The following is a 20,070-nucleotide window of genomic DNA, read 5'->3' on the forward strand; positions in this document are numbered from 1 at the left end:
ACACGCATCGTCGGGCGTGCAACCGATGTGACCGTTTCAGAGTGAGGAGACATCGTGGCTAACAATCGTAGACAACAATGCACCACCGCCGCTCCGTCCAACCGACGGATCCTCCTGCATGCGCCATTGCTGTTGCTGCTCGTCGCGTCCGGCTCCTGTCTTGCCGCCGAAGGCGACGCGGACCCGCGCGGCGCAAGCGAAATCGCCGGGACGCGCGGCGCAAGCGAAATCGCCGGGACGCGCGGCGCGTCGGACGCGCCGCCGCCCGACATGCAACCGACGGCGGCGTCACTGGATATTGCGCAGGGTCGCAACGCGCTGCCCCCGCAAGCGCCGACGCCGATCGCGCAGGCGTCGGATGCGTCGATGCAGCTCGCGCAGGTGTCCGACCCGCAACCGCAGACGATGCCGACCACGGTCGTGGTGGATCCAAACGCCGCGCAACCGGGCGAACCGGCGCCGGACGCACAGGCGTCGAGCGCACCGATCCGGCTCGCCCAGGCGACCGATACCGCGCCGACGCCGAATGCCCCGGTGCAGCTTGCCCAGCCGCCCGACTCTGCGCCGTCGAACACGCCGGCCCCGAGCGCGCAGCCGTCGGACGTGCCGATCGGTATCGCGCAGGCCGCGAATCCGCAGCCACCCGACACACCGGCGCAAGCCGCCGCGGCAACGTCCGGCACACCGGCGACCGCGTCCGCAGCCGGCCCCGCGCATGCATCGGAGCCGCAGCGGCAACCAGCGCAACTCGCACAGGCCGCGCCCACCGCACCGCCGAACGCGCCGACGCAAACCGCGCAGGCATCCGGCACGCCGATGCCGGGCTCGCCCGCGCCCGTCACCCCGACCCAGAGCTCGCCACCCGCGCCGTCCGCGACGCCGAATTCGCAGACGCCCGGCGCGCAGCTACCGGGCGAGCCGACGCAACGATCGCAAGGCCCCGACGTCGAAGCGCCGAATGCCCAGGCGCCGAATCTGCGTACCGCCGACGTGCCGACCGTTCGCAACGACGTGTTCGGCCTCGCGGCGAGCGGCGGCGCGATCAAGGCGCTCGAAGAAGCGAAGGCACGGCCCGATGCGTTCTCCGCCGTCGACGTCGCGCAGCTGGAGGAACTGTCGATCCGCCAGCAGGTGCGCGGCGGACGCGACAAGTCCCGCTCGATGACGAGTGCCGATCGCTTCGACGGCATCGACAGCGCACTGCGCGCGGCGGACGACCTCGACAAGCGGATGCCCGCGACGCCGGAATATTCGCCGGTCAGGACGGCGCTCGCGGGCGATCGCACGGTCGCGTATGCGGCGCGCGGCGACATGACGAAGGCCGTCACCACGTTCGAGACGATTCCGCCCGACGCGGAAATCTCGATCGACGCGCTGGCCGCCGTCGGGGACGCCTATCTGTACCTGAGCGAACCGGCGAAGGCGAACGTCGTATACCAGCGCGCGCTGAAGCAGGCGACCGCGGCGCCGACCGACCGCGCGACCCGCGGCTTCCAGTACGGCGCGCGCACGCGTGCGATCGAGCTGCGCGAAGGGCTGTTCTGGTCATACGTCGACCAGGGGCGCGCGGCGGAGGCGAAACAGGTGCTCGACGACATCGGCAAGTCGCTGCCGCCGGCCAAGGAGGTGCGCAACTACGGTCCGGAAGAAAGCGACTTTCTGCGCTACTACCGGCTGCGCGCGCAGTACCTGATCTACACGGGCCACGTCGACGAAGGGATCGCCGCGCTCGAGCAGCTCGAGCAACAGGTACCGTTCAACGCGGAGGTCCGTGCCGCGCACGCGGACGCGGTGTCGGGTCAGTCGCATCCGCGCCAGGCGATCGCGATGTATCGCGCGTCGCTGACCGATCACCCGGACAGCGTCGAAATGCTCGCCGGCCTCGGCCGGGCGGCGCTCGTGGCGGACGACTACGCGACCGCGAAGTACGTCGACCAGACCGTCGACAACGTATTCCCCGACAGCGGTGCCGTGCGCGGTTTCAAGCGCGACTACAAGGCATACCGCAGCCCGGTGTTCACGACCGACCTGAGTTACGAGCACGGCAACAGCGCGCTGGCCGACAACAGCTTCACGTCCGACAGCTATGTGTACTCGCAACCGTTCGGCGACAACTGGCGCGTCTTCTCGCACACGTTCTTCGGCTATGCGCAGACCGACTCCGGCAACATCAAGCGCACGCGCACGGGCGTCGGCGGCGACTACCGGCACGGGCCGCTCACCGTGCAGGGCGAGGTCACGCGCTCGTTCGGCTCGGACGGCCGCACCGGCGGCCGCGGGTCGATCGCATATGCGCTGAACGACTACTGGACGGTCAGCGCCGGGCTCGACACCAACGACAACTCGCTGCCGTGGAAGGCCTATGCCGCGCACATCTGGGGCCGCTCGGCGAACGTCTCGGTCGTGTATCGCCAGAACGACCGTCGCGAGGTCAAGCTGAGCTACGGCGTGAGCCGGTACAGCGACTCGAACCTGCATCAGGAAATCACGGCAACCGCCACGCAGCGCGTGTACACGTCCGCCAACCAGCTCGTCAACGTATCGCTGGATCTCGGCACCGACAGCAACACGCGTAACGACGCGCCCTACTTCAGCCCCGGCCGCGACTACGCGGCCGCGTCGACCGTCATGCACCAGCTGACGCTGTGGAAGAAGGGTGACATGTCGCTCCAGCAGCGCCTGTCGGCGTCGGGCGGCGTGTACAACGAGCGCGGCTTCGGCAGCAGCCCGCTGTGGAGCGCGCGTCTCGAGCACGCATGGACGTTCAAGCACGACATCACGCTGAGCTATGGCATCGAAGTCAGCAGCCACGCGTATGACGGCCAGCGCGAGCGCTCGGAAACCGGCTTCCTGTCAGTCAATCTGCCGTTCTAGCAAGGAGTTCGCGTAATGCAATCCAGACGGACCTTCATGTGCGGATGTCTCGGCACGTTCGCCGCCTGTTCGCTGTTCCCGGGCGTGTCGAACGCCCGGATGATCGACCTGCTGCCGCCGTCCGATCCGGCCGACGGCAAGACGTTCCGCGTGATCTGCATGCACGACGTGCGCGACAACCTGATGGCGTCGTTTTCGTCGCCGACAGCGCTGGTCGATCCGTTCGCGGTCGATACCGGCACGCTGACCGCGATCTTCTCGTGGCTGCAGACCAACAACTACCACACCATCACGGTCAAGCAGATCGAGGAATCGCGGCACGGCGGCAGGCCATTGCCGCCGCGCGCGGTGCTGCTCACGTTCGACGACGGCTTTCGCAGCCACTACACGAAGGTGCTGCCGCTGCTCGAACGCTTCAAGTATCCGGCGGTCATGGGCATCGTCACCGCGTGGATCGACACACCTGCGGATACGCCGATCCGCATCAGCGACAAGGTCCAGGTGCCGCGCGACTACTTCCTGTCGTGGGACGAAGTGAAGAAACTCGGCCAGTCGGAATTCGTCGAGCTCGGCTGCCACACTCACAACCTCCATCATGGCGCGATCGCGAATCCGCAAGGCAACGAGTTGCCGGCGACGACGTCGCATCTGTACCTGCAAGATCAGAAACGCTATGAAACGGACGCGGAATTCCACGCCCGCGTGCATGACGACCTGCAGACCTGCGTGCGTCAGATTCGCGAACACACCGGCCTCGTCGCACGCTCGATGGTGTGGCCGTACGGCGCGGAAAACCAGCCCGTGCGCCAGATTTCGACGTCGCTCGGCATGGATATCCAGTTCAGTCTCGATGCCGGCCCGAATACGCCTGACGTGCCGCTGGACCGGCTCAGGCGCATCCTGATGATGTACGACGTCGACATCGGCGGGTTCGAGCGCTCGATGCGCGAGCCGGCGTCCAACCGCGGCGACGTCGACGTGCCAGAGCGCATCGTGCAGGTCGATCTCGACCAGGTCTACGACCCGGATCCCGCGCGGCAGGAGGCGAATCTCGGCAAGCTGATCGAGCGCATCTACCGGATGCAGCCGAAATCGGTGTACCTGCAGGCGTATGCGGATCCGAAGGGCACGGGCGTGGCCGAGGCGGTGTATTTCCCGAACCGGCACCTGCCGATGCGCTCGGACCTGTTCTCGCGTGCCGCGTGGCAACTCAACACGCGCTCCAACGTGCAGGTGTACGCATGGATGCCGGTGCTCGCGTTCCGGCCGCCGGCCGACAAGCAGCGCGGGCTCGAAGCCGTCAGCGCATACGGCGGCGCGCCGCCCCGCGAGAACGGCTCGCGCGTGTTCCGGCTGAGCCCGTTCGATCCGGAAGCGCGGCTGATGATCCAGCAGATCTACGAGGATCTCAGCAAGCACGCGTCGTTCAGCGGCATCCTCTTCAGCGACGACGCCGTGCTCGACGACTACGAGGATGCGGGCCGGCATGCGCTGCGAACCTATTCGCAGTGGGGGCTGCCGGCCGACGTCGGCAAGATCCGCGAGAACCCCGACCTGATGAAGCGCTGGACGCGCCAGAAGTCGCGCTACCTGATCGACATGACGCGGCAGCTCGCGCAGATCGTGCTGGCCCACCAGAACATCGGCGACGTGCTGACCGCGCGCAACATCTTCGCGATGCCGGTGCTCAAGCCCGAGTCGGAAGCATGGTACGCGCAGAACTACGACGATTTCCTTGCCGCCTACGACTACGTCGCGCTGATGGCGATGCCGTACATGGAGCAGGCGAAGGACCCCGAAGGCTGGCTGGACCAGCTCGTGAAGGCGGTGCGCGCGAAACAGCGCGGGCTGCAGCGCACCGTGTTCGAACTGCAATCGTACGACTGGCACGCGCACAAGGACGTGCCGGCCCGCACCCTGCTCGCGCAGATGCGGCGGTTGCGCAGCGAGGGCGCGGTAAATTTCGGCTACTACCCGGACAACTTCCTGAACGGCCAGCCGGAGCTCGACGCGATGCGCGACGTGATGTCGCTGAAGTCGCGCCTCGATCCGACTTCGATCAACGCGCTGATGCAGATGCAGCATGCGCAGGGGACCAAGACGCCATGACCAGCCACAGCATCATCCAGCGCCTGCAGGATTTCGTCTTCTACTATCCGTTCTTCATGTCGTATCTGTGGATGATCGGCGGCGTCGTTCATTACTTCCTGCTGGAGGAAGGCCGCCGGCTGTCGACGCGCACGATCGCGGCGAGCGGAATCCCGAAGATCTCGATCGTCGTGCCGTGCTTCAACGAGGCGGCGAACGCGCGCAGCGTGATCCGCCACCTGGACGCGATGGACTACCCGAATTACGACATCATCGCGGTCAACGACGGCAGCAAGGACAACACCGGCGACATCCTCAACGAGCTGGCCGTCGAGATCCCGCGGCTGCTGGTGATCCATCACGCGCGCAACGAAGGCAAGGCGGTCGGGCTCACCACCGCGGCGGCCGTGTCGAACGCCGAATACCTGCTCTGCATCGACGGCGACGCGCTGCTCGCGCACGACGCGATCGGCTGGATGCTCGAGCACTTCCTGACCGATCCGGGCGTCGGCGCGGTCACCGGCAACCCGCGCATCCGCACGCGCACGTCGTTGCTCGGGCGCATGCAGGTCGGCGAATTCTCGTCGATCGTCGGGCTCATCAAGCGCACGCAGCAGGTGTACGGCCGCATCTTCACGGTGTCGGGCGTGATCACGATGTTCCGCAAGACCGCGCTCGCCGATGTCGGCTACTGGAGCTCGGACATGCTGACCGAGGACATCGACATCAGCTGGAAGCTGCAGTGCCGCGACTGGCGCGTCGTGTACGAGCCGCACGCGCTCAGCTGGATCCTGATGCCCGAGACGCTGAAAGGGCTCTACCGGCAGCGGCTGCGTTGGGCGAAGGGCGGCATCCAGGTGCTGCTCAAGTACGCGGGCACGCTCGCGCGGCCGACGCAGATGATGATGTGGCCGCTGTTCGTCGAGTACCTGATCGGCATCGCATGGGCCTATTCGATGTCGTTCATTCTGCTGCTCGCGGTAATCGACGTCGTCTACCCGCTTCCGCCGAACTGGCATGTGTCCGTGGTGCCGCACTGGCACGGGATGCTGCTGGTCGCGACCTGCATCCTGCAGCTGATCATCGGCAGCATGATCGATCGTCGTTACGACGAAAAACTCCTGATGTACTTCCTTGACACCGTCTGGTACCCCGTCGCGTTCTGGTTGATCAGCATGATCACCACCGTCGTCGCCCTGCCCGCCGTCGTATTGCGGGGCCGCGGCAAGCGCGCCGTTTGGGTCAGCCCCGACCGAGGCATTCAACATGAAGAACGCGCCGATTATTGACCTCTCCCTGCGCGCTCCGCGCGAAATGATCGCGGAACGCGGCGGCATCGTCGGCCCCGTGCTGGTCGCGTGGTTCCGCCTCGTGCGGCCCGCGCTGGTCGGGGGCGTGTGGGCATCGATCTGCATCTACACGTACCGCTACCTGCTGCCATTCAACGAGGCCGAAATGCCGATCGAGCAGATCGTGTTCTACGTGACGAGCATCGCGCTGATCGCCGGCACGATCGTCACGTGGCTGATCGCGGGACGTGTCGTGCATCCGCTCGCGTACCGGTTGCGCGTGTCCAAGATACTGCGGCGCTCGGCCAGCGTGAAGATGCGCTCGGTGCCGCCGAGCGCGCTCGCGGGCGCTCGCCGGCGCGGCGCGCGGCGCACGTCGCGCATTCTCGTCGCGTCGCACGACGCGAACGGCTCGATCTCGGGCATCGAGTGGATCGCGCATGCGGGACCGCAACCCCGCGAATAAGACTCCGGAGACGTGCCGCGCCGGGCGCGATGCATGCCGCGCGGCGCGACACCGCTCTCGAATTCGCGCCGCCGCGCGTCGTGCGCCGGCCGGCAATTTCCTGTAGACGAGGTGAAATCATGTGCGGAATCGTCGGAGCAAGCGGCCTGAGGAATCAGGTGCCACAACTGGTCAATGCACTGAGCCGGCTCGAGTATCGCGGCTACGACTCGTGCGGCATCGCCGTGCTGCGTGACGGCCACCTGCGCAGCGAACGCACGCTGCGGCGCGTGGCGGACCTGCAGGACCGCGTGCTGACACTCGGCCTCGAAGGGCAGACATGCATCGCGCACACGCGCTGGGCCACGCACGGCGCGCCGTCGGAAATGAACGCGCACCCGATCGTGTCGGGCGACACGATCGCGGTCGTGCACAACGGGATCATCGAAAACCACGATACGTTGCGTGCCGAGTTGCGCGAGCGCGGCTACACGTTTCGCGGCGAGACCGACACCGAGGTGATCGCGCACCTGATCCACAGCATGTATCGCGACGACCTGTTCGATGCCGTCACCCGCGCGGTCAAACGGCTGCACGGCGCCTACGCGATCGCCGTGCTGAGCGCACGCGAACCGCAGCGGCTCGTCGCCGCGCGCGCGGGCTCGCCGCTCGTGATCGGCATCGGCGCGGACCAGAACTACCTCGCGTCCGACTGCGCCGCGCTCGGCGACCTGACCGACCGCTTCGTCTATCTGGAAGACGGCGACGTCGCGCTGATCACGCCGGAACGGATCGACGTGGTCGACGCGATCGGCAGCGACGCGCAGCGTCCACTGTGCCTGGTCAAGGCGCGCGACGACGACGCCGCGCTCGGCCCGTATCAGCATTTCATGCAGAAGGAAATCTTCGAACAGCCGAAGGCGATCGCCGCCACGATCGACGGCATCGATGCGATCTCGCCCGCGCTGTTCGGCGGCACCGACACCGCGCGCGCGCTGCTGTCGAAGACCCGGAGCGTGCTGCTGCTGGGCTGCGGCACCAGCTACTACGCGGGCCTGACGGCGAAGTACTGGCTCGAGGGCATCGCGGGCATTCCGGCGCAAGTCGAGATCGCGAGCGAATACCGCTACCGCGACACCGTGCCCGATCCGCGCACGCTGGTGGTCGGTATTTCGCAGTCCGGCGAAACCGCCGACACGATCGGCGCGATCGAGCGCGCGCGCGCGATGGGTCAGGACATGTCGATGGCGATCTGCAACGTGGCGACCAGCTCGATCGCGCGCAACGCGCCGCTCAGCTTCCTGACACGTGCCGGCATCGAGCTCGGCGTCGCGTCGACCAAGGCGTTCACGACGCAGCTCGTCGCGCTGTTCGTGCTGACGTTGACGCTCGCGCAGCAACGCGGCCGGCTCGATGCGGCGCATGTCGCGATGCACCTGAAGAAATTGCACGAACTGCCGGAGCGCATCGGTCACGCACTTGCGCTCGAAACGCAGATCATGGGCTGGGCCGCGAAGTTCGCGCGCACCGAGAACGCGCTGTTCCTCGGCCGCGGCATTCATTACCCGATCGCGCTGGAAGGCGCGCTGAAGCTCAAGGAGGTCTCGTACATCCATGCGGAAGGCTATCCGGCCGGCGAACTGAAGCATGGCCCGCTCGCCCTCGTCACGAGCGCGATGCCTGTCGTCACGATCGCGCCGGACGATCGCCTGTTCCAGAAGCTGAAGTCCAACATGGCCGAGGTGCGCGCACGCGGCGGACGGCTGTACGTGCTCGCGGGCCATCATCTCGAGATCGACGCCGACCGCGACACGCACCTGATCCGCGTGCGCGAATCGGGGGACGCGCTGTCGCCGATCGTCAACGTGATTCCGTTGCAGCTGCTCGCGTATCACGTCGGCTGCGCGCGCGGCGCCGACGTCGACAAGCCGCGCAACCTCGCGAAATCGGTCACCGTCGAATGATGCATCGGCCGGTCGCGACGCGGACCGCCACGGTGCGCCCGCATGCGGGCGCACGCGCCGCCGCGTGGCGTGTCGCGGCGGTGCTCTGCGGCGCGTGTTGCACGCTCGCCGCACCGCCGCGCGCGCGCGCCGCCACGCCGGTCGTGCACACCGTCACGGTGCAGGCGCCCGCCTCGCCGCAGGACAGCGGCGACCCGCGGCGCTTCATGCACGGAATCGGCGTGGCCGACGCCGGCGACGGCCGGCGCTGGGTGTTCTTCAGCAGTTCCGGCATCGTGCCGCGCGGCGCGCTGCGCAACGGCAACTGGCCGCACGACGTGTACGTCGGCGAATGGCAGCCGGGCAAGCCGCGCCTGCAGCACGTCCGGATGTTCATCGGCCGCCCGGAAGCGCAGGAGCCCGTATCGATCGCACAGAACCCGCACGGCGACATCTTCGTCACGTTCGAGGACGGCTGGGACACGCCGAACGTCGTCAGCCAGCGATACGGCCTCTATCGGCGCGATCTGAAACCGATCAAACCCTACCCCAACGACGTGGAATCCGGCGGCCATTCCGGGCACGTCGCCGCAGTGGGCGAACGCTTCGTCGTGTTCTATTCCACCGACTGGATCGACGGCGGCGGCGTCGACAACCTCGGCACCGGCAACGGCGTCTACGTGAAGACGTACGACGCCGAAGGACACGTGCTCAATCACGTGCCGGTCGCGCCGCACCGCCGCGAATGGTGGCCCATGGTCGCCGGCTCGCCGCACCGCGCGCTGTTGGTCTGGCAGAAATACATCGAACACAGCACCGACGCGACGCTCGAATACGCGATGTTCGATCCGGTCACGGCGAAGCTCGACAAGCTCGGGCCGCTGAGCGACGCAATCCAGTACTACGTGTATTCGACCGTCTATGTACCGGCGGTCGACCGCTTCGTCGTCGTCACGACGACGTCGGACAATCGCGGCGTCGCGATGCTGATCGACCCCGACGGCCGCCGTCTCGCGACGCTCGATTGCCTGCCGGCGTCGGTGCGGGAGTCCGGGATCGGGGTCGACGGCGCGCATGCGTACGTGCCGACGCGCGACGGGCGGCTTCTCACCTTGGCGCTGACGCCGACCGGCATGTCCGTGAGCGGCGTGCAGCGCTCGCCGATTCCGTGGGGATCGACCGGCATCGCCGCGTTCGCGGCACACGCCGGGACGATGCATTTCGTGTCGCTGACGCCGTCAGGCACGCGCGAAGCCGATTTCGACACGGCACGGGAATCGCCGTTGCCGAAGGCGGACGCGCAGTGTTCCGGGCATTGACGGCACGGTGCGTGACGTAACGCAATGCGTGGCGGGCGAGCGCACTCAGCCCGCCGCCCCGCTCGTCTGCCCGAACCGCGCCACGCAATGCCACACCCATTTGGCCGTCTGATAGTCGAGCAGGCCGTCACGCGCATGGCCGATCACGGCCGGCGTCACGATGCCGTCGACGGCGATGCGCGCGATCGCGTCGGCCGCCGGCGGCCCACGAAATCGCTCGCACTCGGCCAGCCGATCCAGCGACAACCTGAACCCGCCATGCCACTCGACCCGGCAACCCGAGCGCACGGCAGCGGTCTCGACGGGCGTATGGCGATAGCTGGGATCGAGTACGATCGCGTCGACATCGTGATCGATGCTCACCACGCCGTGAACGTGCGCCTCGATGTAGTTGTCGAGCAGCGGATCGAGGCCGTCGCGGTTTTCGGTCGCGAGCGCGATCAGCGCCGCACAGTCGCCGATCGCGAAATCCGAAGGCCGGTAATGACTGTCCGGATAGCAGAAGGTCGTTCGCCGATGCACATCGCTTCGAAGCCGCAAATGACATGATCCGAAGCGGCACGACCCGCCGACGGGGTCGAGGCGATGGTTCAGCGCGCCGTACTTCGGCCGCAACGCGGGATCGGCGTCATCGTATGCGCCGCCGAACATCCGGCTTTCCCAATGCCAGCGATCGCCGCCGGGATACGCGGTCAGGCCGCCGTTGCTCGTCGCCGTCTCGAACTGCGATCGATAGACACCGTCGCGGACGATCCGTTCGAGCGTGCCGACGCCGTCGACCAGCGTGTCGGGATGGAAATTGAGCGTGACGGGAAACGCGGGGCCTTGCTGCCCCGACGGCCAGGATCGTCGGATATGGGCAAGCGCCCGCTCTGCGGAGGAGTCCATGCGTATCGTCCGGTCGCGTCGAGCGTCGTCGACGGCATCGTGGTGTTCGCGGTGCGGCATCGAATGCCGGGGCCACACCGGGCATGTGTCTGAGGTCGATACTATAGCGCGCGTGCGTGCGGCGCTTCTGCCGCGCCGAAGTCGTCAGCGACGCCCGTAGCGGCTAGACTGTCGCCCGATTGCATCCATCGGCCGCGCGCTCGCCTCCCTGCCGCCGCCGAAACGCCCCACGGAGAACGTATGCTGAAGCGCAGGTGGTTTTCGTTGTTGCTGGTGACGCTGTGTCTGATCGCGACGCACGCGTATGCGCAGGGCTCGCTCGAACTCGATACCGACGGCACGCCTCGCGTGCTGACGCGCCAGGCGCTGCTCGCGCGCGCCGACGCGACCGACATCCACGTGCCGCACGACATCGCGTACGGCCGGCCGATGACGTTCCGCGCGGTGCCGTTCGCCGCCCTGCTCGGCGATACGCCGCTGCCGGCGGACGGCGTGCTCGAAACGCGCGCGGCCGACGGCTTTGCCGCGCAACTGCCGCTGGATCTCGCGCTGCGCCGTGCGCCGGCCGGCGCCGTCGCGTGGCTCGCGATCGAGGATCCCGCGCACCCTTGGCCGAAGCTGCCGGGCAAGCAGGTCGGCGCCGGGCCGTTCTATCTCGTGTGGCTAGGGCCCGACGCATCGTCGGTGCGTGGCGAGCAGTGGCCGTATCAGATCGTCCGCGTCGCGATCGAATCGTCGCCGCTCGCGCGCTGGCCGTCGCTCGCCGTCGATCGGGCGCTGCCGGCGAACGATCCGGCCCGCGCGGGCCAGCGCCTGTTCGTCACGCAATGCCTCGCGTGCCATCGCCTCGACGGTGCGGGCAGCAGCCATGCGGGCCCCGACCTGAATGCGCCGATGAACCCGGTCGACTACTTCCAGCCCGCCGCGCTGCGCCGCTATATCCGCAACCCGGCATCGGTGCGCGACTGGCCGGGCCGCGTGATGCCGGCGTTCCCGCCCGATCAGCTGAGCGACCGGGAACTCGACCAGATCGTCGCGTACCTCGCGTTCATGGCGCGGCGCAAGGCGGGCAAATAAGCCGGGCGCGTCGCATGCTTGTCACGCGTCCGGCTCCTGCGCGCTTTGCAGCACCGCGCGCAGCAGCACGTCGGCGCCCGCCGTCGACCATTCCTGCGTGATCGCCTCGGCCTCGTTGTGGCTCAGGCCGTCGACGCACGGCACGAAGATCATGCCGGTCGGCGCGACGCGCGCGATGTAGCACGCGTCGTGACCCGCGCCGGACACGATGTCCATGTGCGACAGCCCGAGCGCCTGCGCCGCATCGCGCACCGCGTCGATGCAGCGCGGCGCGAACGGCACCGGCGGATACGTGAAGATCTGCTCGATCCGTGCGCCGAGGCCGGCCTCGGCCGCGACGCGCGCCAGTTCCTCACGCAGCGCCGCATCGAGCTCGTCGAGCACCGCATCGTCAGGATGACGAAACTCGACCGTGAAGAAGCAGCTACCCGGCACCGTGTTGCGCGAATTCGGCCGCGCCTCGATCATCCCGACGGTCGCGCGCGCGTGCGGCGCATGGCGACGGCCCAGCGCATCGACGAATCCGATCATCCGCGCGGCGCCCACCAGCGTGTCGCGCCGGAACGCCATCGGCGTCGTGCCGGCGTGCGCATCGACGCCCGTGAGCGTCACCTCGTACCAGCGCTGCCCCTGGCCCGCCGTCACGACGCCGATCGTCCTGCCCGCGCGTTCGAGAATCGCGCCTTGTTCGATATGCAGCTCGTAGGCCGCATGCACCGGATATCCGCCGACGGGCTCGGTGCCCGCGTAGCCGATCCGCGCGAGTTCCTCGCCGATCGTCCTGCCCGCGCCATCCGTTCGCGACAGCCCGAATTCGAGCGAATAGACGCCTGCGAACACGCCCGCGGAAATCATCGCCGGCGCAAAGCGCGACCCCTCCTCGTTGGTCCAGATCACGACGTCGATCGGGCGCTCGGTCTCGATGCCCGCATCGTTCAGCGCGCGCACGACCTCGAGGCCGCCGAGCACGCCGTAGATGCCGTCGTAGCGGCCGCCCGTCGGCTGCGAATCGGCGTGCGAGCCCGTCATCACCGGCGCGGCATCGGGATTGCGGCCCGCGCGGCGCGCGAACACGTTGCCCATGCGGTCCACCCGCACCGTGCAGCCGGCATCGCGCGCCCATTGCACGAACAGGTCGCGCGACTCGCGGTCGAGGTCGGTCAGCGCGAGACGGCAGACGCCGCCTTTCGGCGTCGCGCCGATCTGCGCCATCCGTTCGAGCGACGCCCACAGCCGCGCGCCGTCGACGCGCGGCGCGCCCGCGAGATCGTCACGCATTGCCGGCCTCCGCGGCGCCATCGCGCGGCGCCGTGCGCAGCGCATAGCGGAAATCGCAGCGCTTGCCGCCCTGCATGATCGTGCTGGTGCGCGTGAGCGCGATGCGCGGGTCGTAACCGTCGATGAAGTAGCTGTCGCGTGCGCAGCTCAACAGATGGCCGATCTCGCCGAGGCCCATCGCGTGATACATCTCCGCATAGCTGCAGCGATGCACGTCGTAGTCGTAGTGCGCGTCGTCCGCGCGATGCACCTCGACGTCGAGCGCATCGTCCTTCTCCCACAGCACCTGCAGCGCGATGAACGACTGCACGCTCGTGCCGTCGGGCTCTTGCGCGGCGAACGCGCGGCCCGCGTCGACGGCCGCGCCGCGCACGGCTTCCGCGATCACCGCCTGCGCGCGCTCGGTGCCGAATTCGCGCTTCATGATCTCGTAGATCGGCTTGATGATCTCCGCTTCGATGCGGCGCCGCGCGAGGATGCCGAGGCGCGTGTCCTCGGGTGCCGCCGTGGATGCATGGGTCGTGTCGGTCATGGGTTTCGTCTCCGTCGTCATTTCGTTGCGGGTTTCGCGCCGCCGAGCACGTCGACGACGGTCCACTTGCCGCCGCGTACCTGGTAGATCGTGAATGCCGGGTCCTTCAGGTTGCCTTCGGCATCGAACGCGATGCGCCCCGTCACGCCGGGCCGGTCGATCGCGTGCACGGCCGCGACCAGCTTCGCCGGCTGCGTCGTGCCGGCCTTCTGCGCGGCCGCGATCAGCGTGGCGGCCGCATCGTATGCGAACGGTGCGTGCAGCTCGATCGGTGCGTGATAGCGTGCGCGGTACTGCGCGTCGAACGCCTTGCCGCCCGGCATCCGGTCGAGCGGCAGGCCCGGTTCGAGCGCCGTCACGCCGTCGCCGTCCTTGCCCGCGAGCGACAGGAAGGTCTGGCTCACGAAGCCGCCGGCGCCGAGCAGCGGCGCGTTCACGCCGAGCTGACGCATCCGGCGCGCGATCGGCGCGGCCTGCGCGTCGAGCCCGCCGAAGAACACGAGATCCGCGCGCTTGCCCTTGATCGCGGTCAGCACGCCGCTGAAGTCGGTCGTCTTGTCGTTCACGTACTGGCGATCGACGATCGTGCCGCCGTTCGCCTGCACGCCCTTGATGAACTGGTCGGCAAGCCCCGCGCCGAACGACGTGCGATCGTCGATCACCGCGATGCGCTTGGCCTTCAGGGTCTTCACCGCATAGGCGCCGGTGAAGCTGCCGCCCGCGTCGTCGTGACCCATGATGCGCAACGCCGTCGCATAGCCTTGCTGCGTGTACGCGTGGCCGGTGGACGCCGGCGCGATCTGCGGAATGCCCGCATCGCGATAGATGCGCGACGCCGGCACGCTGCAGCCCGTGTTCCAGTGACCGACGACGCCGATCACATGCTGATCGACGAGTTGCTGCGCGACCGCGACGGCCGTGCGCGGGTCGGATTGATCGTCGGCCGCGACGAGCTTGTAGACGACCGGCTTGCCGCCGATGCTCGGATGCTTCGCGTTCGCGTCGTCGATCGCGAGCTGCGCGCCGTTCTGCAAGTCCTTGCCGATTCGGGCGGACGGGCCGGTGAGCGGCGCGGCGAGACCGATCAGGATCGTCTGCGGCGCGGACTGCGCGAAGGCGGGAACGGCAGCAATCAGCATGGCTGCGGAGAACGCGACGCTGGCGGGAAGAAATGCGATTTTCATGTGTGGGGCGATGGCTCGAATCAAAACATGAAAAATATTAAATATTCAGCACGAGCGCCCCAAATACTCAATTGTTGGATGCTTATGCCATTCCCTGCACAATAGCGCAATTCGCTGTAATCAAAGGATATTTTTACGCTGTCGCTTACCCTGATTTTTCGATAAAATTCGATACATGAAAAATATCGAACAATTGCCGCATGATCCGCCGCTGCGCGCCGTCCGCGCGTTCGAGGCATTCGCGCGTCTCGGCTCGGTCACCGCGGCCGCGCACGAGCTCGACATCACGCCGTCCGCGGTCAGCCACCAGCTGCAGCTGCTCGAGGCATTCATCCAGACGCCGCTGACCGTGCGCGAGGGCCGACTGCTCGCGCTCACCGACGAAGGGCGCGACTACTACCGCTCGATCAGCGCCGCATTCTCGGTGCTGCGCAGCGCGACACGCTTCGTGCGTGACCGGTCGTCGCTGCGGCAGATCACGATCAGCCTGATTCCGCTGCTGGGCATCGGCTGGTTCATCCCGCGGCTGCATGCGTTCCTCGCGGAGAACACCGATGTCGACGTGACGGTGCTGTATGCCCATCACCGCAACTATCGAAGCGACGCGTCCGACCTGTCGATCCGCTTCGGCACCGGCGACTGGCCCGGCTACCGCTGCGAGCGGCTGCTGCCGGGCGCGATGGTGCCGATGTGCAGCCCGTCGTTCCTGAAGCGCCATGGGCCATTCCGCACGCCGGCCGATCTCGCGCGGGCGCCGCTCGTGCACGACGAGGATCGCAGCACCTGGGTCAACTGGCTGCAGGGCGCCGGCGTGCGGCACGTGTCGCATGCGGTAGGGCCGATGTTCGAGGACGGGCAACTGACGTTGAGCGCGGCCCGCGCAGATCTCGGCGCGGCGCTGCTGCGTGCGCCGCTCGTCGAGCGCGAACTGGCGAGCGGCGAACTCGTGAAGCTGTTCGACCACGAACTCGACGACGGGCGCGACTACTACCTGTGCACACGCGAGGATGCCGACATGCCGGACGGCGCGAGACGCCTCGCGCAATGGCTGAGGAAAATCGCCGCGTGAGCGCGCGGTTCGCCACCTGCCGGTGACTTGCGGACGATCATACGCGTATATATGATATGCATATCATATATCGGAGGTTGCAATGAGCCGTATCCTGATCGATCTGTCGAATGGCCAGCTCGACGAACTGGCCGCCATCGTCGAGACTGAGCAACGCCCTCGCGCCGCGATCATTCGCGATGCGATCGACGCGTATATCGCGCAACACAAACGCGCGCATGCCGATCACGTATTCGGCCTGTGGAAGGATCGCGCGGTCGAGGGGCTCACTTATCAGGAGGCACTGCGCTCAGAATGGTAAACACTCGCATCGACACTCGAAGCGCGGCCGGGTATTCGGGCCGCGCGCTTCCGGCCGGCACGTGCTTCGCGCCGCAACGGGCACCTCATCCCGACACCGTGTTCGGTCTCTGGAAAGCGCGTGCGCTCGACGGGCTCGCCTGGCAGGAGGCACTGCGCGCGCAATGGTAAAGGCACTCTTCGACACCAACATCCTGATCGACTATCTCGGCGGCCTGGAGCCGGCGCGCGCGGAACTGGCCCGCTACGACTACCGTGCGATCAGCATCGTGACCTGGATGGAAGTCATGGTCGGCGCGACGGCCGGCGACGATGCGGCGATCCGCGCATGGCTTTCGTCATTCGACATCATCCCGCTCGACAGCACGGTGGCGAACCGCGCCGTAACGATTCGCAAGGAACGTCGCATTCGTCTGCCCGATGCGATCGTCTGGGCATCGGCACAAGTGAACGGCCTGCTGCTCGTATCGCGCAACACGAAGGATTTTCCCGCTACCGAACCCGGCGTCCGGGCGCCTTATCAGGCCTAGCGCGTCCGTCATGCGTGACGGCATCCGCGCAGCCCGCCGTCGTCACGCGTCACACCGCCCGCGCCCACCCGCGCTCGACCGCATGGGCGAGCGTCGCGCGCGCCAACTCCTGCGTGCTGTCGACCAACGCGAACGGTGCATCGCGCAACGCGCGCGCCGCGATCGGAATTTCCGTGCAGCCCATCACCGCCACGCCCACGTCCCGCCGCGCCAGTGTCGCGAGCGCGCGCGTCAGGCAGCGCGCCGAGACATCGATCTTCCCCGCCTTCACCGCCGCGATGCACGCGGCGATTTCGCGCTGCGCGGCCACGCCGGGTATCACCGGCTCGAAGCCGCGTGCACGCAGCGCCGTCTGGTAGAAGCCCGATACCAGCGTGCCGCCCGTGGCGAGCACCGCGACGCGCCGCACACCAGCCGGCAACGCGGCCACCGATGCATCGGCGATATGCAGGATCGGCGCCGCGCTGCCTTCGCTCAGCCGCGCATACCAGTGATGCGCCGAATTGCACGGCATCGCGATCACATCCGCGCCGCAGCGGTTGAGCAGCGCGATGCCGTCGAGCAGCGCCGGTAGCGGATCGGCCCCGCCGTCAATGATCGCGCGCGAGCGATCGGGCGTTCGCGTGAGGTTCGCGACGATCATCGGCAGGTGCTCCTGGTCGCAGCGCGCGCGTGTCAGGCGAATCACGCGATGCATGAAGTCGACCGTGGCCAACGGCCCCATTCCGCCAAGTACGCCGACGAGTGCCATGACACCTCCTTCACGTACGCGGCGGCCGCGCGCAGATCGCCGATACGACGGCCGAGTTGCCGATCACCAGCAACAGCGTCCGCAATATTTCGCAAAACGGATCGATCGCCGCGAACAGCACGAACGCGGCCTCGAACGGCAGGTGCAGCGCCGCGCACACCATGCCGGCGAGCGACACCGTCACGACGCCCGAGGTCCCCGTCGACGCGAAACCGGCGAGTACCGACGCGACCAGCACGACGCAAAGCTCGCCGGGGCCGAGCGACCGCTCGTAGAGTTGCGCGACGAACAGCGTCGCGCTTGCGTAGTACACCATCGGCCCGACGCGCAGCAGCGACACGGCAAGCGGAACGACCAGCTCGACGCGTGCGCGCGCGAAGCCGAAGCCGTCCGCCAGGCACTCGATCATGCTCGGCATGCACGCCACGCTGCTGCGCGTGGCGAGCGCCATCGCGAACGGCGTGCGCAACCCGGCGAGCGTCCCGGCCAGCGTCGCGCCCGAGCGCTTCCAGATCACGACGATCGCGGCCGCGAGCAGCACCAGCGCGACGACGGCGAACGCGGCGACGAAGCGGACCATCGCCTCGAGCGGCCCGAACCCCGACGTGCCGATCTGCGCGGCGCCGCCGCAGAACAGCACGATCGGCGTCGGATACGCGAGCCAGTGCATGATCCGCTGGCAGGTGAAATAGACCGTCTCCAGCGTCTGGCTCAGCGCCGCCGAGATGCTGGCCGGCACGCGTCCCGACGCGAAGCCGAAGAACAACGAGAACACCAGCGCCTTCAGCGTGTCGCCGCTCGCGAGCGCCGCGAAGAAGTTGCCCGGCACCAGCGCGATGAGCATGTCGGCGAGGCCGGACGACTTCTCCGCGGGATCGGTGCCGTACAGCGTCATCACGGTATCGCTTGCCGCGCCGTCGGTGCCGACCAGCGCGCCGAACGCCTTCAGCGTCGCGGTCGACAGATGCTCGCCCGGTCGCATCGCGACCAGCACGACCGCGCCGACCACCACGACGAACACCGACGCGCAGCCGAAGATCGCAATCACGCGCATCACGAGATCCGATGCGCTGCCGTCGCGCAACAGCCGCTGCAGGCTGAAGATCACGGCGGCCGTCATGAACGGCAGCGCCGTCATCTTCAACAGGCCGACGTACACCTCGCCCACGTAGTCGAATTTCGGCGCGGCGTCCGGCCACAGCACGCCCGCCACGATCCCGAGCGCGAGGCTGCCGAACACCGTCAACGGGTGGATCGCGAGCGCATGCAGCCGCTCGATGCGGGGCATGATCCTGCCGTTCTCGTTCATGTGCATGTTCATGTCAGCGACCCATCGCATCGAGCAGGGATTTCACGTCGAGCCGCTTGTTGCGCTCGGCCAGGAACTGGTTGACGAACGCGAGCAGCGTCGGCATCGACACCGGCACGCCGACGGCCAGCGCGTCGGTGAGATCGTCGAAGGTCGCGACGCGCAAGCGGATCGGCGCGGTCGGGTCGTCCTGCATCACGACCTTGACCGCAAGCTCGTCGCGATACACCGCGGTGACCGCCCCCGCGTTGAGCGCGTCGAGCGTCGCCGGCCAGCTCGGGTAGAAATGCACCCGCGCGGCGGGAAAGTCGTTGCGTACGTATTCCGCATAGGCCGACCCCGCGACGACGCCGATCGTGCCGCGGTAATCGCGCACGACTTCGGGCAGCGGGCGCCCTTTCGCAAGCTCCGCGAAGCTGACGCGGTTGATCAGCAGCGCACGCCTCAGGCTGATGTACGGTGTGCTGAAGCGGACCACCTGTGCACGCGGCAACGTGCGCGACAGCTTGCTGATCGCGACGTCGGCCCGCCCGGTCGCGAGCAGATGAACGACCTCGTCGAAAGTGCGTGCATCGCGGTCGAACTGCACGGACACGCCGAGCTTTTTCGCGAGTTCGTCCGCGAGATCGATGTCGACGCCCGCCAGTGCGCCGTTGCGCGACATGAAGAACGGCGGCTGATCGACGCCGAGCACCGCGACGACGAGCGTGCCGCGCGAGACGATGCGGGCGAACTCGGGCGCGAGCAGCCGGCCATCGGGCATCTGCACGAGCCCGGTCGATGTGGTGGCGGGCACGGCCGGCGCGCAGTCATCGACGGCGAGCGCCGGCGCGGCACAGGAAACGGTCACGACAACGCAGGCCGCAGCGCGCGACAGCCCATGCAGGCATCGCCGCTTGCGGTCGATCTCGCGAAACCACGCAAGCTGCGCGCGGATCGCGCGTCCGGAAAAGAGGTTCATGGCGGCAATGGAACGGAGAGTGTCCGACGACCGCGCAGCCGTTCGTGCCTGAACGGTTGCCGGGCCCTTGCGCGGAGCACGTCGCCGCGTCCATCCGCACGCTCAATGTGTCAGAAGCGTCTTCCGGCCGGAATCCGCCGAAAGGCCCGGCCCGGATGGCACGGGTCGGCCGTACGCCCCGCCGCGACGGGGGCCGCAAGCAGATAGGAATTCCCGATGCCGCGGATTGAAAC

Annotated in this window: 18 protein-coding genes; 11 read left to right on the forward strand and 7 right to left on the reverse strand. The window is 67.8% G+C overall.

Annotated features, from left to right (window positions below; translation table 11 throughout):
* Positions 1–54: 54 nt before the first annotated feature.
* The 6 genes from pgaA (at position 55) to HW466_RS04010 (ending at position 9,958) form a co-directional block, all read left to right on the forward strand.
* Positions 55–2,874 carry a poly-beta-1,6 N-acetyl-D-glucosamine export porin PgaA gene (pgaA, locus tag HW466_RS03985; protein ID WP_174905627.1) on the forward strand — a complete coding sequence of 940 codons (2,820 nt, stop codon included), beginning with the start codon at positions 55–57 and terminating at the stop codon, positions 2,872–2,874.
* Between the two features lie 15 nt (positions 2,875–2,889).
* Positions 2,890–4,983: a poly-beta-1,6-N-acetyl-D-glucosamine N-deacetylase PgaB gene (gene pgaB / locus HW466_RS03990; RefSeq protein WP_059507230.1), complete on the forward strand. Its 2,094-nt coding sequence runs from the start codon at positions 2,890–2,892 to the stop codon at positions 4,981–4,983.
* Positions 4,980–6,251 carry a poly-beta-1,6-N-acetyl-D-glucosamine synthase gene (pgaC, locus tag HW466_RS03995; RefSeq protein WP_059450616.1) on the forward strand — a complete coding sequence of 424 codons (1,272 nt, stop codon included), beginning with the start codon at positions 4,980–4,982 and terminating at the stop codon, positions 6,249–6,251. The genes pgaB and pgaC overlap by 4 nt, the downstream gene beginning before the upstream one ends.
* The gene (locus HW466_RS04000; RefSeq protein ID WP_151005617.1) at positions 6,229–6,717 is read left to right on the forward strand and encodes a Biofilm PGA synthesis auxiliary protein PgaD; all 489 of its coding nucleotides are present in this window, start codon (positions 6,229–6,231) and stop codon (positions 6,715–6,717) included. Before pgaC ends, HW466_RS04000 begins: the two co-directional genes overlap by 23 nt.
* A 119-nt stretch (positions 6,718–6,836) precedes the next feature.
* Positions 6,837–8,660 carry a glutamine--fructose-6-phosphate transaminase (isomerizing) gene (gene glmS, locus HW466_RS04005; RefSeq protein ID WP_059944116.1) on the forward strand — a complete coding sequence of 608 codons (1,824 nt, stop codon included), beginning with the start codon at positions 6,837–6,839 and terminating at the stop codon, positions 8,658–8,660.
* On the forward strand, positions 8,660–9,958 hold the full coding sequence (locus HW466_RS04010) for a hypothetical protein (protein WP_174905641.1): 1,299 nt from the start codon (positions 8,660–8,662) through the stop codon (positions 9,956–9,958). The genes glmS and HW466_RS04010 overlap by 1 nt, the downstream gene beginning before the upstream one ends.
* 45 nt (positions 9,959–10,003) lie before the next feature.
* On the opposite strand, the gene HW466_RS04015 is transcribed toward HW466_RS04010, so the two are convergent.
* A complete protein-coding gene (locus tag HW466_RS04015) occupies positions 10,004–10,846 on the reverse strand; it encodes a DUF3626 domain-containing protein (protein ID WP_059951238.1) in 843 nt (280 codons plus the stop codon).
* A gap of 240 nt (positions 10,847–11,086) precedes the next feature.
* On the opposite strand from HW466_RS04015, the gene HW466_RS04020 reads away from it, so the two are divergent.
* Complete coding sequence (locus HW466_RS04020; protein ID WP_060346399.1) at positions 11,087–11,923, forward strand: c-type cytochrome; 837 nt, start codon at positions 11,087–11,089, stop codon at positions 11,921–11,923.
* 21 nt (positions 11,924–11,944) lie between these two features.
* Here HW466_RS04020 and HW466_RS04025 read toward each other — a convergent pair whose 3' ends face one another.
* Genes HW466_RS04025 through HW466_RS04035 form a run of 3 tightly spaced genes read right to left on the reverse strand, consistent with a single transcriptional unit; the run spans position 11,945 to position 14,917 of the window.
* Complete coding sequence (locus tag HW466_RS04025; protein WP_059541385.1) at positions 11,945–13,201, reverse strand: Zn-dependent hydrolase; 1,257 nt, start codon at positions 13,199–13,201, stop codon at positions 11,945–11,947.
* Positions 13,194–13,733, reverse strand: coding sequence for an L-2-amino-thiazoline-4-carboxylic acid hydrolase (locus tag HW466_RS04030; RefSeq protein ID WP_059450673.1), 540 nt, complete (start codon positions 13,731–13,733; stop codon positions 13,194–13,196). The genes HW466_RS04025 and HW466_RS04030 overlap by 8 nt, the downstream gene beginning before the upstream one ends.
* A 17-nt stretch (positions 13,734–13,750) precedes the next feature.
* Positions 13,751–14,917 (reverse strand): branched-chain amino acid ABC transporter substrate-binding protein, encoded by a 1,167-nt coding sequence (locus HW466_RS04035; RefSeq protein WP_151005178.1) that lies wholly within the window; start codon positions 14,915–14,917, stop codon positions 13,751–13,753.
* A gap of 175 nt (positions 14,918–15,092) precedes the next feature.
* Between HW466_RS04035 and HW466_RS04040 the strand changes: the two genes are divergently transcribed.
* From HW466_RS04040 to HW466_RS04055, 4 genes are all read left to right on the forward strand, one after another.
* Positions 15,093–15,986 carry a LysR substrate-binding domain-containing protein gene (locus tag HW466_RS04040; RefSeq protein ID WP_059507225.1) on the forward strand — a complete coding sequence of 298 codons (894 nt, stop codon included), beginning with the start codon at positions 15,093–15,095 and terminating at the stop codon, positions 15,984–15,986.
* 82 nt (positions 15,987–16,068) lie between these two features.
* Positions 16,069–16,287: a ribbon-helix-helix protein, CopG family gene (locus HW466_RS04045; protein ID WP_059450622.1), complete on the forward strand. Its 219-nt coding sequence runs from the start codon at positions 16,069–16,071 to the stop codon at positions 16,285–16,287.
* Positions 16,281–16,457: a hypothetical protein gene (locus tag HW466_RS04050; protein WP_170296684.1), complete on the forward strand. Its 177-nt coding sequence runs from the start codon at positions 16,281–16,283 to the stop codon at positions 16,455–16,457. Before HW466_RS04045 ends, HW466_RS04050 begins: the two co-directional genes overlap by 7 nt.
* The gene (locus tag HW466_RS04055) at positions 16,451–16,816 is read left to right on the forward strand and encodes a type II toxin-antitoxin system VapC family toxin (protein ID WP_151005176.1); all 366 of its coding nucleotides are present in this window, start codon (positions 16,451–16,453) and stop codon (positions 16,814–16,816) included. Before HW466_RS04050 ends, HW466_RS04055 begins: the two co-directional genes overlap by 7 nt.
* 49 nt (positions 16,817–16,865) lie before the next feature.
* Here the strand turns inward: HW466_RS04055 and cuyB are convergent, their stop codons facing one another.
* The 3 genes from cuyB to HW466_RS04070 are packed head-to-tail and all read right to left on the reverse strand — an operon-like array spanning position 16,866 to position 19,837.
* Complete coding sequence (cuyB, locus tag HW466_RS04060) at positions 16,866–17,567, reverse strand: cysteate racemase (protein ID WP_151005175.1); 702 nt, start codon at positions 17,565–17,567, stop codon at positions 16,866–16,868.
* A 10-nt stretch (positions 17,568–17,577) separates the two neighbouring features.
* The gene (locus HW466_RS04065; RefSeq protein ID WP_059847572.1) at positions 17,578–18,882 is read right to left on the reverse strand and encodes a dicarboxylate/amino acid:cation symporter; all 1,305 of its coding nucleotides are present in this window, start codon (positions 18,880–18,882) and stop codon (positions 17,578–17,580) included.
* A 7-nt stretch (positions 18,883–18,889) separates the two neighbouring features.
* The gene (locus tag HW466_RS04070) at positions 18,890–19,837 is read right to left on the reverse strand and encodes an ABC transporter substrate-binding protein (protein WP_151005173.1); all 948 of its coding nucleotides are present in this window, start codon (positions 19,835–19,837) and stop codon (positions 18,890–18,892) included.
* Positions 19,838–20,070: the final 233 nt, after the last annotated feature.

This window comes from Burkholderia territorii, from assembly GCF_902833055.1.
Lineage (GTDB): Bacteria > Pseudomonadota > Gammaproteobacteria > Burkholderiales > Burkholderiaceae > Burkholderia > Burkholderia territorii.